Origin of the sequence: Anaeromyxobacter sp. SG17 (genome assembly GCF_022690695.1) — a bacterium.
Taxonomy (GTDB): domain Bacteria; phylum Myxococcota; class Myxococcia; order Myxococcales; family Anaeromyxobacteraceae; genus Anaeromyxobacter; species Anaeromyxobacter soli.
The window spans coordinates 1-13,496 of sequence record NZ_JALCYX010000022.1 but is presented as its reverse complement, the minus strand read 5'-3'; the positions used below and the strand labels follow the sequence as shown (position 1 = coordinate 13,496).

9 protein-coding genes and 1 pseudogene are annotated in these 13,496 nt (G+C 74.8%); 4 read left to right on the top strand and 6 right to left on the bottom strand.

What is annotated here, in order from left to right; all coding sequences use genetic code 11:
• Window positions 1–2: 2 nt before the first annotated feature.
• The 3 genes from MNY60_RS10670 to MNY60_RS10660 form a co-directional block, all read right to left on the bottom strand.
• Window positions 3–2,576, bottom strand: a complete 2,574-nt coding sequence (locus tag MNY60_RS10670; protein WP_242360612.1) for a PAS domain-containing protein — start codon at window positions 2,574–2,576, stop codon at window positions 3–5.
• Window positions 2,577–2,720: 144 nt separating this feature from the next.
• Window positions 2,721–4,082, bottom strand: a complete 1,362-nt coding sequence (locus MNY60_RS10665; RefSeq protein WP_242340262.1) for a glutamate--cysteine ligase — start codon at window positions 4,080–4,082, stop codon at window positions 2,721–2,723.
• A 68-nt stretch (window positions 4,083–4,150) separates the two neighbouring features.
• A complete protein-coding gene (locus tag MNY60_RS10660; protein ID WP_242360611.1) occupies window positions 4,151–4,738 on the bottom strand; it encodes a helix-turn-helix transcriptional regulator in 588 nt (195 codons plus the stop codon).
• Window positions 4,739–4,827: 89 nt separating this feature from the next.
• Between MNY60_RS10660 and MNY60_RS10655 the strand changes: the two genes are divergently transcribed.
• Complete coding sequence (locus MNY60_RS10655) at window positions 4,828–5,346, top strand: hypothetical protein (RefSeq protein WP_242340260.1); 519 nt, start codon at window positions 4,828–4,830, stop codon at window positions 5,344–5,346.
• Window positions 5,347–5,562: 216 nt separating this feature from the next.
• Window positions 5,563–8,781, top strand: coding sequence for an MXAN_5808 family serine peptidase (locus MNY60_RS10650; RefSeq protein WP_242340259.1), 3,219 nt, complete (start codon window positions 5,563–5,565; stop codon window positions 8,779–8,781).
• 62 nt (window positions 8,782–8,843) lie between these two features.
• On the opposite strand, the gene MNY60_RS10645 is transcribed toward MNY60_RS10650, so the two are convergent.
• A complete protein-coding gene (locus tag MNY60_RS10645) occupies window positions 8,844–9,455 on the bottom strand; it encodes a pyridoxamine 5'-phosphate oxidase family protein (protein ID WP_242340258.1) in 612 nt (203 codons plus the stop codon).
• 63 nt (window positions 9,456–9,518) lie between these two features.
• On the bottom strand, window positions 9,519–10,070 hold the full coding sequence (locus MNY60_RS10640; RefSeq protein WP_242340257.1) for a carboxymuconolactone decarboxylase family protein: 552 nt from the start codon (window positions 10,068–10,070) through the stop codon (window positions 9,519–9,521).
• Between the two features lie 125 nt (window positions 10,071–10,195).
• On the opposite strand from MNY60_RS10640, the gene MNY60_RS10635 reads away from it, so the two are divergent.
• Window positions 10,196–11,104: a LysR family transcriptional regulator gene (locus MNY60_RS10635; RefSeq protein WP_242340256.1), complete on the top strand. Its 909-nt coding sequence runs from the start codon at window positions 10,196–10,198 to the stop codon at window positions 11,102–11,104.
• 17 nt (window positions 11,105–11,121) lie between these two features.
• Here MNY60_RS10635 and MNY60_RS10630 read toward each other — a convergent pair whose 3' ends face one another.
• On the bottom strand, window positions 11,122–11,856 hold the full coding sequence (locus MNY60_RS10630) for an expansin EXLX1 family cellulose-binding protein (RefSeq protein WP_242340255.1): 735 nt from the start codon (window positions 11,854–11,856) through the stop codon (window positions 11,122–11,124).
• Window positions 11,857–12,031: 175 nt separating this feature from the next.
• Here MNY60_RS10630 and MNY60_RS10625 point away from each other — a divergent pair.
• Window positions 12,032–13,496 (top strand): annotated as a pseudogene (locus MNY60_RS10625) (hypothetical protein); the annotation flags it as partial.

Sequence of the window (13,496 nt, the reverse complement as noted above, 5' to 3'; positions counted from 1 at the left end):
CGTCACCGCGGCAGCGCGAGCGTGAACACCGTCCGCTCGCCGGGGGCGGAGCGGACCTCGAGCGTGCCGCCGTGCGCGATCGCGATCGAGCGGGCGATGAACAGCCCCAGGCCGAGGCCGTCCTTCCCTCCGGCGCGGTCGCGCTCCCCGCGCCGGAACGGCTCGAACAGCGAGGGCTGGAGCTGCGGCGGGATGGGGGCGCCCTCGTTCGCGACCTCGATCACCGCGCGCTCGGCGTCCGCGCGCCACGAGACCTCCACCGTCGAGTCGCGCGGGCTGTAGTCGAGGGCGTTCGAGAGGAGGTTCGCGACGATCTGGCCGACGCGGTCCGGGTCCCACTCTCCGTGCACGTCCGGCGCGCCGGCCGCCCTCACCGCGCGTCCGGGGTGGGCCGCCTCGCACTCCTCGGCGACCACCTTGCACACCGCCCCGAGATCGCAGCGCCGCGGGCGGAGGGGGATCCCGGAGCCGCCCCGCACGCGCGCGTAGTCCACGAGCACCGCGATGATGCGCTGCATGCGGTCGGCGTTCCCGAGGATCCGCTCGCCGAGCCGCGACGCCGCCGCCGGATCGCCGGCCTGCCGCAGGAGGAGCTGGGCCGAGGCCGTGATCGCGGAGAGCGGGTTCCGCAGGTCGTGGCCGACGATCCCGAGCACGTTCCGCTGGAACTCCGCGGCCTCGCGCTCGGCGGTCACCTCGCGCACCAGCAGGCCGAGCCCGAGGGTCGCCCCCGCCACCCGCACCGGGTACCAGCTCTCGACCCAGTGGCGCAGGTGCCCGGGCGCGGCCGGCGTCTCGCCGGAGAGCTCGACGTCGATCTTGGGCTGGCCGGTGCTCAGGACCTCGCGGAACGCAGCCTCGACCTCGTCGTGCGGCATGTCCGGGAGCAGCTCACGCGGCCGCTTTCCGACGTGCGCCTCCGCCGGGACGCCGTTGATCTCGGCGAGCACGCGGTTCACGCGCGCGAAGCGCAGCTCGGGGTCGAGGAGCCCGATGCCGAGCGGCGCGTTGTCGAAGATCGCGTCCAGCACCGCGCGCACGCGCGCCTCCGCGGCGCGGGCGCCTCGCTCGGCGTCGAGCAGGCGCGCGCGGTCGAGCGCCTGCGCGCACTGCTGCGCGGCCGCGAGGATGAGCTCGCGCTCCTCGCGCCGGAACGCCCGCTGCGCGTCGAAGGCGAAGGACACGGCGCCGAGCACGCGGTCGCCGAGCTTCAGCGGGAGGGCGGCGAGCGCCTTCATCCGCGCGGCGTGAGGCGCGTAGCTGGGCAGCTCCGGGAAGGCGGCGAGGAGCTGCTCGGCGGTCTCGATCCAGATCGGCTCGCCGCCGCGCGCGGCGGCGGCGCCCGGCAGCGGCGCGTCGAGCGGCAGCGTGGCCAGCCGATCGCGGACCTGCTCCGCGCCGCCGATGGCGGCGGCCATGTGCAGGCGCCCCGCGGCCGCGTCGAGCACGTAGGCGACGGACGAGGACGCCCCGAGCGCCTCCTTCGCCTGCGAGACGAGGACCGCGGCGACCTCCGACACGGTGCTCGCCCCGGACAGCGCGGCGGTGACGGCCTGGAGCCGCTGGAGGCGATCGCGGGCCTGCTGCGCGCTCCGGCGCTGCGCGCGCTCCGCGTCGAGGAGCTGGGCCCGCTCGAGCGCCTGGGCGCAGTGCTCGGCGACGGAGAGGAGGAAGGCGCGCTCGTCGGGATCGAAGGCGCGCGGCTCGGGGAACCCGAGCGAGAGGACGCCCAGCACGTCCCGGTCGGCCCCGGCGATGAGCGGCAAGGCCACCCCGGCGCGCACCCCGTGCTCGGCCGCGATCTCGGACATCTCCGGGAAGTGCGCGTGGAGCTCCTCGTGCGAGCGGAACCAGACCGGCCCCCGGCTGCGGACCGCCTCCGCGACCGGGAGCGGCGCCGTGACGAGGACCCGCCCGAACCGCCGCCGGATCGCCTGCACCCCCGCCTCGTCGATCACGACGAGGGCGTCGCCCTCCTTCGTCCGGAAGGTCGTCACGCTCGCGCCCGCCGCGACGCGCACCCGCTCCACCACCACGCGCGCGATCTCCTGGGCGCCGCCGGCGCGCGCGAGCGCCGACGTCACGTCCTGGAGGAGCCCGAGCCGGAGCGCGATCGCCTGGGCCCTGTCGCGGGCCCGCTCCATCTCCTCCTCACGCTGGCGCGCGCCGCTCATGTCCGTCACGAGCGCGCAGACGCCCGGGCGACGGCCGTCCAGCTCCGGCATGGGGATGTACGAGCAGATCCAGCCGCGGGCGCGGTCGCCCGGAGGCGTTCCCTCGATGGGCACGTTGGTGCGGGGCTGCCCGGTCTCGAGCACCGCTCGCACGGCGGCCTCGACGCCCTCCACCGCCTTTCGGCGCGGGTCGTCCGGCCGGAGCTCCAGGATCTCACCCAGAGAACGGCCGACGTGCGCCTCGGGCGAGATCCCGTTCCAGGACGCGATCGCGTCGTTCACCCGCAGGAATCGAACGTCGGCGTCGAACAGCGCGATCCCGGTCGGCCCGTCCCACAGCGCGTCGATGAGCGCGCGCTTCAGCTCGCGGATCCTCGCCTGACCGGGTTCTTCGCCGCGCATGGCCGAACCGTCGAGCGTCCCCCTCGCTCACTTCTACGCCGCCTGTCCGTACGGACGCACGCGTTGGAGCTTTGATCCCCAACGGAGTGCGGGCGACTCCCACGGTCAAGCGACGGCGACCTCCGGCGATCGCCGGATGCGAGGTCACGCGCAGCGGAGGGCCTCGGCGAGCGCTCGCGGACCGTGGCGAAACGCCTCGATCGCCTCGTCGGCCGGCGAGCGCCCGGACGCGGCGCGCTCGGCGAGCGGCGCCAGCCAGACGCGCTCGTCCTCGCCCCGCTGGCCGCAGCAGCTCTGGCGGCAGAGGCCGCCCGATGCGGCCTCGAGGAGCACGCGGGCGAGCTCCTGGATCGAGCGGCCGTCCGGTGCGCGCCCGGTCAGCCCCTCGCGCCCCGCGGTGCGCGTCAGCGACCGGCGCTCCGCCACCGTGAACGACCTCACGACGTCCCACGCCCAGGCGCGCGCCTGGCGGTCGTAGAGGATGCCCTTCCAGAACGCGAGCAGCGCCTTCGCCATGGGCGCGGAGCAGGAGTCGGCGCCGCGCACCTCCACGACGCCCTTCACCCGCACCTCCGGGAACACCGTCGTGAGGTGGTCCTCCCAGTCGGAGATCGTCGCCCGCTCGCCGGAGAGCCCCTCCGCGAGGAACTGCCGGAAGGTCCTGCCGCCCGTGTCCCGGTACGCGCCCGCGCGGCGCAGGAAGATCATGGGGACGTCGAGCGCCCACTCGGCGTAGCGGCGGTACGGATCCTCCTCGAACCCCGGCTCGAAGGCGAACGGCAGGATCCCGCAGCGCGCCGGGTCCGTCTCCTCCCAGACGGCGGTGCGGTAGCTCTTCCAGCCGATCTCGCGCCCCTGCACGATCGGGCTGTTCGCGTAGAGCGCGACCACCGCGGGCTGGATCGCGAGCGCGACGCGCAGCTTCTCGGCGAGGTCGTTCTCGCCCGAGAAGTCGAACGACGCCTGCGCCGACGCGGTCATGGCCATCATGTCCGGCGCGAGCCGGCCGCGGGCCGCGAGGAACGGGCGCATCACCTTGTAGCGGTTCTTCGGCATCCAGGGGCTCTCGGACGGCGTGCCCCATGGCCGGTACCCGCCGGCGAGGAACTCGACGCCCAGGTCCCGCGCCAGCTCGGCGCACTTCTCGATGTGCCGGTCGAGCTCGGCGGCCACGACGTGCACGTCGGCGAACGGCCGGCCCGAGAGCTCGAGCTGTCCTCCCGGCTCGATCGAGATCGTGAGGCCGTCGTTCTGGGAGGCGATGATCCGCCCCTCCTCCTCGAACGGCTGGTAGCCGAAGCGCGTGAACCCCCGGAGCACCTCCGCGACCCCGCCCGGCCCCTCGTACGGCAGCGGCTCGAGCGTGCCGGCGCGGAGCATGAGCTTCTCGTGCTCGAGCCCGACCTTCCAGCTCTCGCGCGGCCGCTCGCGCGCGCGGAACCACGCGACGAGGTCTTCGACTCCGGCGATGGGCGGCGACTCGTGGATGCGGGCGTCGAGCGACATGCGGGCGGACTCTATAACGCCGCCCCGGCCCGCCCCCTGCGGAAATCTCGAGCCCGCGGACCGGCCCGTCAGCGCTCCTCCGCGCGGACTCCTGCGCGGCCCGCGGCCGGTGGAGGAGAGAGGAGATCCTCGAGGAAGAACGCCGCGAGCTCCGCGCGCCCGGCGAGCCCGGCCTTCCGGTAGACCGCGAGCGCCTGCTGCCGCACCGTCCGCTCGCTCGTCCGCCGGAGGTCCGCGATGTCCTTGGAGGCGAGCCCCTTGAGGAGCAGGAGCGCCACCTCGCGCTCGGCCCCCGAGAGCTCCCACCGGGCGAACTGGTGATCGATCGCGGCGCCGAGCCCACGGACGTGCTCGTCCGACTCCAGGCGGAACCGGGCGAGGTCCGCCTCCGCCCGGCCCAGGTCCCGCTGGAGGGATCGCGCGCGCCTCCGGGCGACGAGCAGCTGGCCCCACAGCACGACCGTCCCGGAGAGGGCCGCCGCCATCACGGCCACCTCGAGGAGGAGGTGGGCGGTGGAGCCGCCCGCGCCCGCGTCGCTCATCACGTCGAGCCCGACGAGCAGCGTCACGGCGAGGAGGATCGCGGCGGGGACGGCGAGCACCGCGGGGCGGACGACCCCGTCATCCGCCGCAGGCGAGCGGGCGAGGTGCTTCATCGCGCTCGGGTTTTCTTCGTGCGTCATCCGTCGGATGGCGGCCGGACGCCCGCGCCGCCAAGGTCGCGGGAACCACCGGAGAGCGAACCATGCCGACCCTACCCCTGCACCCCGCCATCGTCCACCTGCCCCTCGGCCTCGCGCTGGCGATCCCGCTCGTGGCGCTCGCCCTCGCCATCGCCCACCTTCGCGGGCGCGTTCCCCGGATCGCGCTCGGCGTCCTGGTGGGGCTGCAGGCCCTCCTCGTCGCCTCGGGCGTGGTCGCGATGCAGCTCGGAGAGCGCGACGAGCGGCAGGTGGAGAGGGTCGTGGCGGAGCGGGTGATCGAGGCCCATGAGGAGCGTGCCGAGATCTTCGTCTGGGCGGCGGGGGCGGTGCTCGCCCTCTCGGCGGCGCTGCTGCTCGTGCCGGCGCGCCTCGCGCTCGGGCTCAGCGCGGCCGTCGCCGCGGGGACGATCGGCGTGGCCGCGCTGGGGGTGCGCACCGGCTCGGCGGGCGGCGAGATCGTGTACGCGCACGGGGGCGCGAGCGCGTTCGGGCCGTTCCCCGCGACGCCCGGAGGCGCGGTCGCTCCGGTGTCCGCGCGCGCGTCGCGCGACGACGACTGACGGGCCCTCGGCCGGACCCCGCGAGGTCACCGCTCTCCTGCGACCCCGAACCCGGGTGTGGGTGCGGGCATGAAAACCACCCCGAGACGTTCTGTCCCCTGGCGGCGGGGGGTCACCGTTCTGCTTGCGGACCCCTACCCCCCACCCTATCCTCGGACGATACGTAGGTTTTCTCGCTTGCCCGCTCAAAGACCTCCCACGCCCAGGCGCCCCCGAATGATCCGCCCCTTCCGGCTGCTCACCACCCTCGCGGCCACGGCCGCCCTCGCGCTCGGCGTCACCGTCCGCTTCGTACGAGCGGAGCCCGAGGTCCCGCCGGCGGCCGTGGCGTATCGCGGCGCCGTCCCCGCGCACGCGAAGGCGGACGGCGCCGGCGAGTACCGCCTCGATCGCCTCCCGATCCTGTCGCAGGTGATCCTCGCGGTGAAGGACAACTACGTCGATCCCTCGCGCTTCGACCCGAAGCAGATGGTCGTGTCCTCGCTCGAGAGCGTGGAGCGGACGGTCGCCGAGGTGATGGTCCAGGGCGACGCGAAGTCGCCGAAGCTCACGCTCACGGTGGGCGCGGCGCAGCGCGAGCTCGACCTCACCGGCGTGGACTCCATCTGGAAGGTCCGCACCGCGCTCGGCGAGGCGATGGGGTTCATCCAGGAGCACCTCGTCGCGCACAAGGAGCTGAAGGAGATCGAGTACGCGGCGGTGAACGGGCTGCTCTCCACGCTCGACCCGCACACGAACCTGCTCGAGCCCAAGTACTTCAAGGAGATGAAGCTCCAGACCCGCGGCGAGTTCGGCGGGCTCGGCTTCGTCATCGCCATGCGCGACGGGAACCTCACCGTCGTGAAGGTGCTCAAGAACACCCCGGCGCAGCGGGCGGGCATCAAGGCGCGCGACGTCATCGCCCGCATCGAGGAGCAGTCCACGGTCAACATGGACCTGCAGGACGCCGTCGACCGGCTGCGCGGCAAGCCGCAGACGAAGATCTCGATCACGGTCCAGCGCAAGGGCACGGACGCCCGCAAGCTCTCCCTGCTGCGCGAGGTCATCAACGTCGAGACGGTCGCCCAGGCGAAGCTGCTCGACGGCAACATCGGCTACGTCCGCCTGTCCCAGTTCTCGGCCAACACGACGCGCGACCTCCTCACCGCCCTCCAGCAGCAGCGCGCCCAGGCGGGCGGCAAGCTCGAGGGCCTCGTGCTCGACCTGCGCGGGAACCCGGGCGGCCTGCTCGAGCAGGCGATCCAGGTCTCGGACCTGTTCCTCTCCCAGGGCGTCATCGTGAAGACGGTCGGCGGCGGCGACCGCCAGCGGATCCACGAGGTGAAGGAGGCGAGCGGGGAGACGAGCGACCTCACGAGCCTGCCCCTCGTCGTCATCGTGAACAACAGCTCGGCCTCGGCGAGCGAGATCGTCGCGGGCGCGCTCAAGAACAACGGCCGCGCGCTGGTCATCGGGCGCCAGACGTTCGGCAAGGGGTCGGTGCAGGTCCTCGACGACCTGAACGATCCCACCGGCTCGGGCGAGCAGTCCGCGCTCAAGCTGACCATCGCGCAGTACCTCACCCCCGGTGACGTGTCGATCCAGGAGGTCGGCATCACGCCGGACGTCATGCTCCTCCCCGGCCGCGCGCTGAAGGAGCAGGTGAACTTCTTCGCGCCGCCGCGCTCGATGGGCGAGGTGGACCTCGACCGTCACCTCATGAACCCCGCCGACTCCTCGCCCGCCGAGGTCGCGAAGGCCGAGGCCAAGAAGAAGCGGGTCGAGAAGGCGCCCCTCGAGCTGCGCTACCTCCTCGACGAGAAGGAGGACCAGGTCGCGAAGGCGCTGAAGCGCGACGTCGCCGCGCAGGCCGCGGAGGCCCACGACGAGGGCATCGAGCAGCAGCTGACGCCCGAGCAGATCGAGGACGAGGAGGCGGAGGCCGATCCCGACCGGCTCGTCGAGGACTACCAGATCCGGTTCGGCCGCGAGCTCCTGAAGCGCTCGCCGCTGCCGGATCGCGCGCGCCTCATGGAGGCCGCGAAGGCGCTCGTCGCCGAGCGCCAGGCGCAGGAGGAGACGCGGCTCGAGAAGCGGCTCCAGGAGCTGGGCGTCGACTGGGCGCCGGCCGCGCCGACGCAGGGCCGCGGGGCGGCGCGCGCCGCCGTCACGCTCACCCCGGCGCCGGGCAAGGATCACCGCGCCGGCGACACGGTGCCGTGGACGGTGACCGTCGAGAACAAGGGCGACGCGCCGTTCCGGCGCCTCCGCGCCTGGAGCACCGCCGAGAAGAACCCGCTCCTCGACCGGCGCGAGTTCGTGTTCGGCAACGTGCCGCCGGGCGAGCGGCGCAGCTGGACGGTGCCGCTGCGGCTGCCGAAGGGCATGGACAGCCGGCGGGACGAGATCTCGCTGCACTTCGAGGACGAGGGCGGCCACGCCCCGGCCGACCTGGCGACGAGCCTCGGGGTGGTCGAGGTGCCGAAGCCCGTGTTCGCGTTCAGCGTGCAGATCGAGGACCGCCAGGGCGGCAACGGCGACGGCCTCGCGCAGCGCGGCGAGACGTTCGACGTCCGGGTGGACGTCCGCAACGCCGGCACCGGCGCGGCGGGCGACAAGACCTGGGTCTCGCTCAAGAACCTCGGCGACGACAAGGTCTTCATCAAGAAGGGGCGCGAGGCGCTCGGCGCGCTCAAGCCCGGGGAGACGAAGTCCGCGCGCATGGAGGTCGAGCTGCGGCGCGGCTCGAAGAGCGACACGCTCCCGCTCCGCGTGATGATCGTGGACGAGAAGATGGAGGAGTACGTCTCCGAGAAGCTCGACTGGCCCGTCGCGAAGGACGAGCAGGCGCGCACGGCGGCGTCCGGCTCGGTCCGGGTCGAGGCCGCCGAGGCGACGCTCCGCTCCGGCGCGAGCGCGTCGTCGCCGGCCATCGCGACCGCCAAGCGCGGCGCGGTGATCCCGGTGGACGCGAAGATCGGCGAGTTCTACCGGGTCGAGTGGCAGAAGGGCCGGTTCGCCTTCGTCCCCGACTCCGAGGTGCGCGCCGCGCGCGGCCCGCGCTCCGGCGTCGTCGCCGCCGCGTGGCAGCGCGAGCCGCCGCGCATCGCGCTCGTCCCCGATCCGCAGAAGGGCGCGCCGGTGGTGGAGGGGGATCACTGGAAGCTGCAGGGCACGGCGCTCGTGCCGCCCTCGTCCGATCCGGACGCCCGCCTGCGCGACGTGTTCGTGTTCGTGAACGAGCAGAAGGTGTTCTTCAAGGTGCTCCCGGAGAGCACGGCCGCCGCGAAGCTCGACTTCACGGCGGACATCCCGCTCGAGACCGGCAACAACGTGGTCACGGTGTTCGCGCGGGAGGACGACGAGTTCCAGAGCCGCAGGAGCATCGTCGTCTACCGGCGCCCGGCCGCCGAGGTGGCGACGGACGGCACGCAGAAGACGAGGCAGGCCCAGTAGACGGAGCTGCTGGCGGGTGGTGGGAGCGGAGGGCCGCGCGGCGACGCGCGGCCCTTCGTGCATCAGCCCGCGGCGGCCCGCAGCCGCTCGTTCTCCGCCTCGAGCGCCGCCACCCGCTCCTGCAGCCGCGCGAGCGCGGCCTCCACCTCGGCGGCGTCGAGCTTCCGCGGGATGTGCTGCGGGCAGTTCACGTCCCAGGCCTCCACCGTGAACAGGACCGCCTGCTCGGGCGTGGCACGGTAACCCTCGGGCATGAGGCGCGCGACGAGCGCGGGATCGTCCTCGACCACCCGGGCGCGTCCCCAGATCTTCACCCGCGTCCGGGTCTCGTAGTCCATGAGGAAGAGGAACGCCCGGTCGTTCTCGGCGAGGTTCCCCGTCGTGACGTACTGCCGGTTTCCCCGGAAGTCGGCCCAGGCGATCGTGTGCGGGTCGAGCACGCGGAGGAAGCCCCTCGGACCGCCGCGGTGCTGCACGTACGGCTGACCCGCCGCGCTCGCCGTCGCGAGGTAGACGCTGTCGCGCTCCGCGACGAACCGGGCGAGCTCGTCGTCGAGCTCCGTCCCGAAGCCTCCGCGGCGCTCCAGGCGCGCGTAGGCCTCCCGCGATCCCCTGCGGGCCTGGACCGCCTTGACGGCCGGCGTGAACGCGACGTCGCTCGAGGGGCGGTGCATCTCGCGGCTCCTTGCGGGTGAGGTGGGGTCCGGCCGGTCTCCCGTCCGGACCCCAGGGTTCGGTCACGCGGCCTTCGCCCCGCTCGCGTGCACGACGGGGAAGTCGATCTCGGTCCCGGCGACCTCGTTCAGATAGTTCGTGAACACGGTCAGCGCCGCGTTCGCGACGAGCTCGACGAGCTGCCCGTCGTCGAGGCCGGCGGTGCGAGCCTCCGCGAGATCGGCGTCGTCGACGCGGCCGCGCCGCTCGATGACGCGTCCGACGAACCGCAGCGCCGCCTCGTCGCGCGGGTTCGAGGCGCGCCCCTGCCGCGCGCGCTCGAGCTCTGCGGGCGGGAGCCCGAGCCCCGCCCCCAGCGCGCTGTGGGCCGAGAGGCAGTACTCGCACCCGTTCGCCTCAGAGACGGTGAGCGCGATCTGCTCGCGCAGCCGCGCACGGATGCGTCCTCGCGCGAGCGCGCCCGCGAGGCCGAGCACGCCCTCGAGCGCCGCGGGCGACTGGGCGATCACGCGGTAGAGGTTCGGGGTCGCGCCCAGGCTCCGCTGCACGCCTTCGAGCAGCTCGCGGGCACGGCCTTCGGCGGTGGAGGGATCGACGGGGGGAATGCGGGACATGGCGTCTCCTGGTGGGGTGAGGCCGCACGAGGTGCGGCGCGTGGGTGCCCATGGAGTTGCGGCCGCGAGCCCGCCGGAACAATGGACGCTGTCGCAGGACACTCTTGCGCTCGGGGGAATGACGCATGGACCGGATCGACGCCTGGGCGACGTTCGCCGCGGTGGCAGAGGGACGGAGCTTCGCCGCGGCGGCCCGGCGACTGGGGCGGTCGCCCGCCGCCGTCACGCGGGCGGTGGCCGCGCTCGAGGAGCGGCTCGGAGCGCGGCTGCTCAACCGCACCACGCGCTCGGTCGCGCTCACGGACGTGGGCGCGCGCACGCTCGAGGCGGCGCGGCGCGCGCTCGCCGGGTTCGAGGAGCTGGAGGGCGCCGCCGCGGCGGAGCGGCAGGAGCCGCGCGGGCGGCTGGGCGTGACCGCGTCGGTCGTGTTCGGGCGGCTGCACGTGCTCCCGATCGTGCAGGCGTTCCTGCGCGATCACCCGTCGGCGAGCGTGGAGCTCCTCCTGCTCGACCGCGTGGTGTCGCTCGTGGACGAGGGGCTCGACGTGGCGGTGCGCCTCGGCCGGCTGCCCGACTCGTCCCTGAAGGCCCTCCGCGCGGGCGAGGTGCGGCGCGCGGTCTACGCGAGCCCCGGGTATCTCGAGGCGAACGGGACGCCACGCTCGCCGCAGGCGCTCGCGAGCCACGCGTGCGTCGCCTGCACCTCGGTGACGCCGGCCCCCCATCGCTGGACGTTCGGGCGCGGGGGCCGGAGCTTCGCCGTGGCCGTGTCCCCTCGCCTCGTGGTGAACACGGCCGAGGCCGCCATCGACGCGGCCGTCGCCGGGCTCGGCCCGACGTGCGTGCTCTCGTACATGGTGGACTCGCACGTCCGCGCCGGCCGGCTGCGGCGGATCCTGGAACCGTACGAGCCGCCGCCCGTGCCGGTCCAGGTGGTGATCCCGGCGGGCCGGTTCGTGACCCCGCTCGTGCGTGCCTTCGTGGACCGGGCCGTGGAGGCGCTGCGCGAGAAGCTCGGCGCGCTCGCCGCCTGAACCTCGCCGGCACCCTGTCACGGACAGGTCTCGGGGAAGTTCGCCGCCCCGCTGACGAGCTGCGCCGCCGGGTCGAGCGGCGGCGCGAACGGGACGTTCTCGTCCACGAGCACGTGGCCGTGCACGTCGGTCGCCCGGATCGCGAGCGGCCCGGCGATCTGGACCCCGGCGCCCACGAACAGGTTCGTGCCGCTCCGCTCCAGGGTGCGGAAGGTCGCGTCGCCCGCGCCCCGCGCCTCGAGGGCGGCGATGGGGTGGCGGTGATCCATCGGCACGATCCCGAACCACCACGCGTTCGAGGCGGGGCTGAACCGGTAGCGGATCGGGCCGTCCACCGGACATGGCACGGTGCGCCAGGTCACGTCCACGCGGCCGGCAGCGGGATCCGCGACCCGCGCGAACGTCGCTGCGCCGAGATCGAGCGCGGCGTCGGCGCAGGAGGGACAGGAGTCCACCACCACCGCGGTCGCCTTCCCCAGCGGCCCGGTGATCTCGAGGCAGGTCCCGCACGCCGCCGAGGCGGCGAACACCACGGGCGAGACCGCCACGGCGAGGGCCGGCGCCGGATCCCACCCGCACGCCCCCACGCCCGAGGCGTCGTAGGAGGTGGCGCTGCCGGTCTTCTCCGGGCCCGCGGGACAGAGGGCCGGTCCTCCCCCGCCTCCCGGGTCGCCGCCGTCCTTGCCGCCACCTCCGCAGGCGGAGAGCGCGAAGACGAGCAGGGACGCGGTGATCCGGGAGCATGGGCGCATGGGCTTCGGTGTTTGCTGCGGGGTGACCTCGCGCGCAACCCCGGCGCGGGGTGAACGAACCGTGAAACCGGATGTGCGCCCCGGGCGCACATCGCGGAGCGGCGGGAGCGGCCGGCGCCCGGGTCGGGCGGGCCGGATTTTCCCAACCCCTCGCCCCTCCGCTAGAATTCGGCACATGGCGGAGGTGAGAAAAGACGCCTCCGCCCCATCCTCCGCCCCCGGGACGAGGAGCGGGGCGGGGTTCGAGCTCCGCCTCGAGCGCGGCGGCGCGTTCGTCCGGCTCGCCGATCAGCCCATCTCGCCCGGCGTGCGGCTCGAGGCGCTCACCCTCGAGGTCCCCGACGTCCGCTTCCCGTTCGACGTCGGCAAGGGCTCGGGCCAGTTCCGCCACCGGCTCTCCGACCTCTTCGAGCTCTCCATCGCGATCGAGCCCGGCGTCGCCGAGGCGGCGCTCGCGTCGGCCAGCCTCGCCGCGTTCGGCGTCGAGGACGTGCGCATCGCGCTCCGCCCCGGGGCGGCGGAGATCGCGGCGCGGCTCTCGGGCGGACCTCCCTTCACGCTCCTCGCCGGGCTCGTCCCCGCAGGCGCGCAGGGCGCCGCGCTCGTGTTCCACTCCCCGCGCGTCTACGGCCCGGCGCCGATCCCGCCCGCGATGCTCCCCCACCTCGCCCGCGGCGTGCTCGATGCGGTCGGCGGGGAGGCCGTGCTGCGCGATCCGCTCCCGGTCCTCCTGCGGCGCGTCCTCGCGCCGCGTGGCTGGAAGCTGCCGCGCGCGGCGGGCGTCCCGCTCTCGCGCGCGGAGATCATCGAGGGGGCCGTCCGGCTCGCCTGGAGCCGCGGGGCGGCCGGCCCGGCGGCGGTCTCGCCCGAGCCCGAGCTCCTCGCGGCCGAGGAGGGCGCGCGGACCTTCCGCGAGGCGGAGGCGCGGCTCGCCGCCGGCGACGCAGCGGGCGCACGGGAGCGGTACCTCGCCGCCGGCTCCGCCGCGAGCGCGCACCCCTTCGCCGCCGAGCGGCTCCTCTCGCTCCTCGCCGCGGAGGACCGCTTCCACGACGAGGCGCTCGATCTCGCCGCCGAGTGGCTCGCGCGGCGCCCGGGGTTCTTGCCGGCGCTCGCCGCCGAGGCGTCGATCCGGCTCGCCCGCGGCGAGCCCGAGAAGGCCGCCCGCGCGCTCGCCGCCCTCGCCACCGGCGCGGCCGCGCGGGGCGAGACGTTCTCGGCGCTCGCCGCCGCGGAGGTCGCCCTCGCCCTGCCCGGCGCGGCGCGCGAGGACGCGCTGCGCGCCGCCGAGCTCGCCCTCTCCGTCCGGCGCGATCACGTCCCGGCGCTCCGCGCCCTCCGCGCGCTGGCCCTCGCCGCGGGGGACCGCGAGGGGCTCCTCCACGCGCTCCGCCGGCTCGTCGCGCACGATCCCGACGCGGCGGAGAAGGCGCGCGCTCACGCCGAGCTCGGCGCGCTGCTCCTCGAGGCGGACCCGCCCGCCGCGCGCCTCCACCTCGACCAGGCGCTCCGGCTCGCGCCCGAGGATCCCGGCGCGCTCGGCGCGCTCGCGCGCGCGTGCAGCGCCGCGGGCGAGCCGCTGCGCGCGGTGCGCGTCCTCGAGCGGCTCTGCGCGGCCGAGCTCGCGCGCGGCGATCGGG

What these genes read in the sequence shown, in the direction of transcription:
- MNY60_RS10670 (WP_242360612.1), bottom strand. Translation starts at nt 2,576, where the DNA reads ATGCGCGGCGAAGAACCCGGTCAGGCGAGGATCCGCGAGCTGAAGCGC.
- MNY60_RS10665 (WP_242340262.1), bottom strand. Translation starts at nt 4,082, where the DNA reads ATGTCGCTCGACGCCCGCATCCACGAGTCGCCGCCCATCGCCGGAGTC.
- MNY60_RS10660 (WP_242360611.1), bottom strand. Translation starts at nt 4,738, where the DNA reads ATGAAGCACCTCGCCCGCTCGCCTGCGGCGGATGACGGGGTCGTCCGC.
- MNY60_RS10655 (WP_242340260.1), top strand. Translation starts at nt 4,828, where the DNA reads ATGCCGACCCTACCCCTGCACCCCGCCATCGTCCACCTGCCCCTCGGC.
- MNY60_RS10650 (WP_242340259.1), top strand. Translation starts at nt 5,563, where the DNA reads ATGATCCGCCCCTTCCGGCTGCTCACCACCCTCGCGGCCACGGCCGCC.
- MNY60_RS10645 (WP_242340258.1), bottom strand. Translation starts at nt 9,455, where the DNA reads ATGCACCGCCCCTCGAGCGACGTCGCGTTCACGCCGGCCGTCAAGGCG.
- MNY60_RS10640 (WP_242340257.1), bottom strand. Translation starts at nt 10,070, where the DNA reads ATGTCCCGCATTCCCCCCGTCGATCCCTCCACCGCCGAAGGCCGTGCC.
- MNY60_RS10635 (WP_242340256.1), top strand. Translation starts at nt 10,196, where the DNA reads ATGGACCGGATCGACGCCTGGGCGACGTTCGCCGCGGTGGCAGAGGGA.
- MNY60_RS10630 (WP_242340255.1), bottom strand. Translation starts at nt 11,856, where the DNA reads ATGCGCCCATGCTCCCGGATCACCGCGTCCCTGCTCGTCTTCGCGCTC.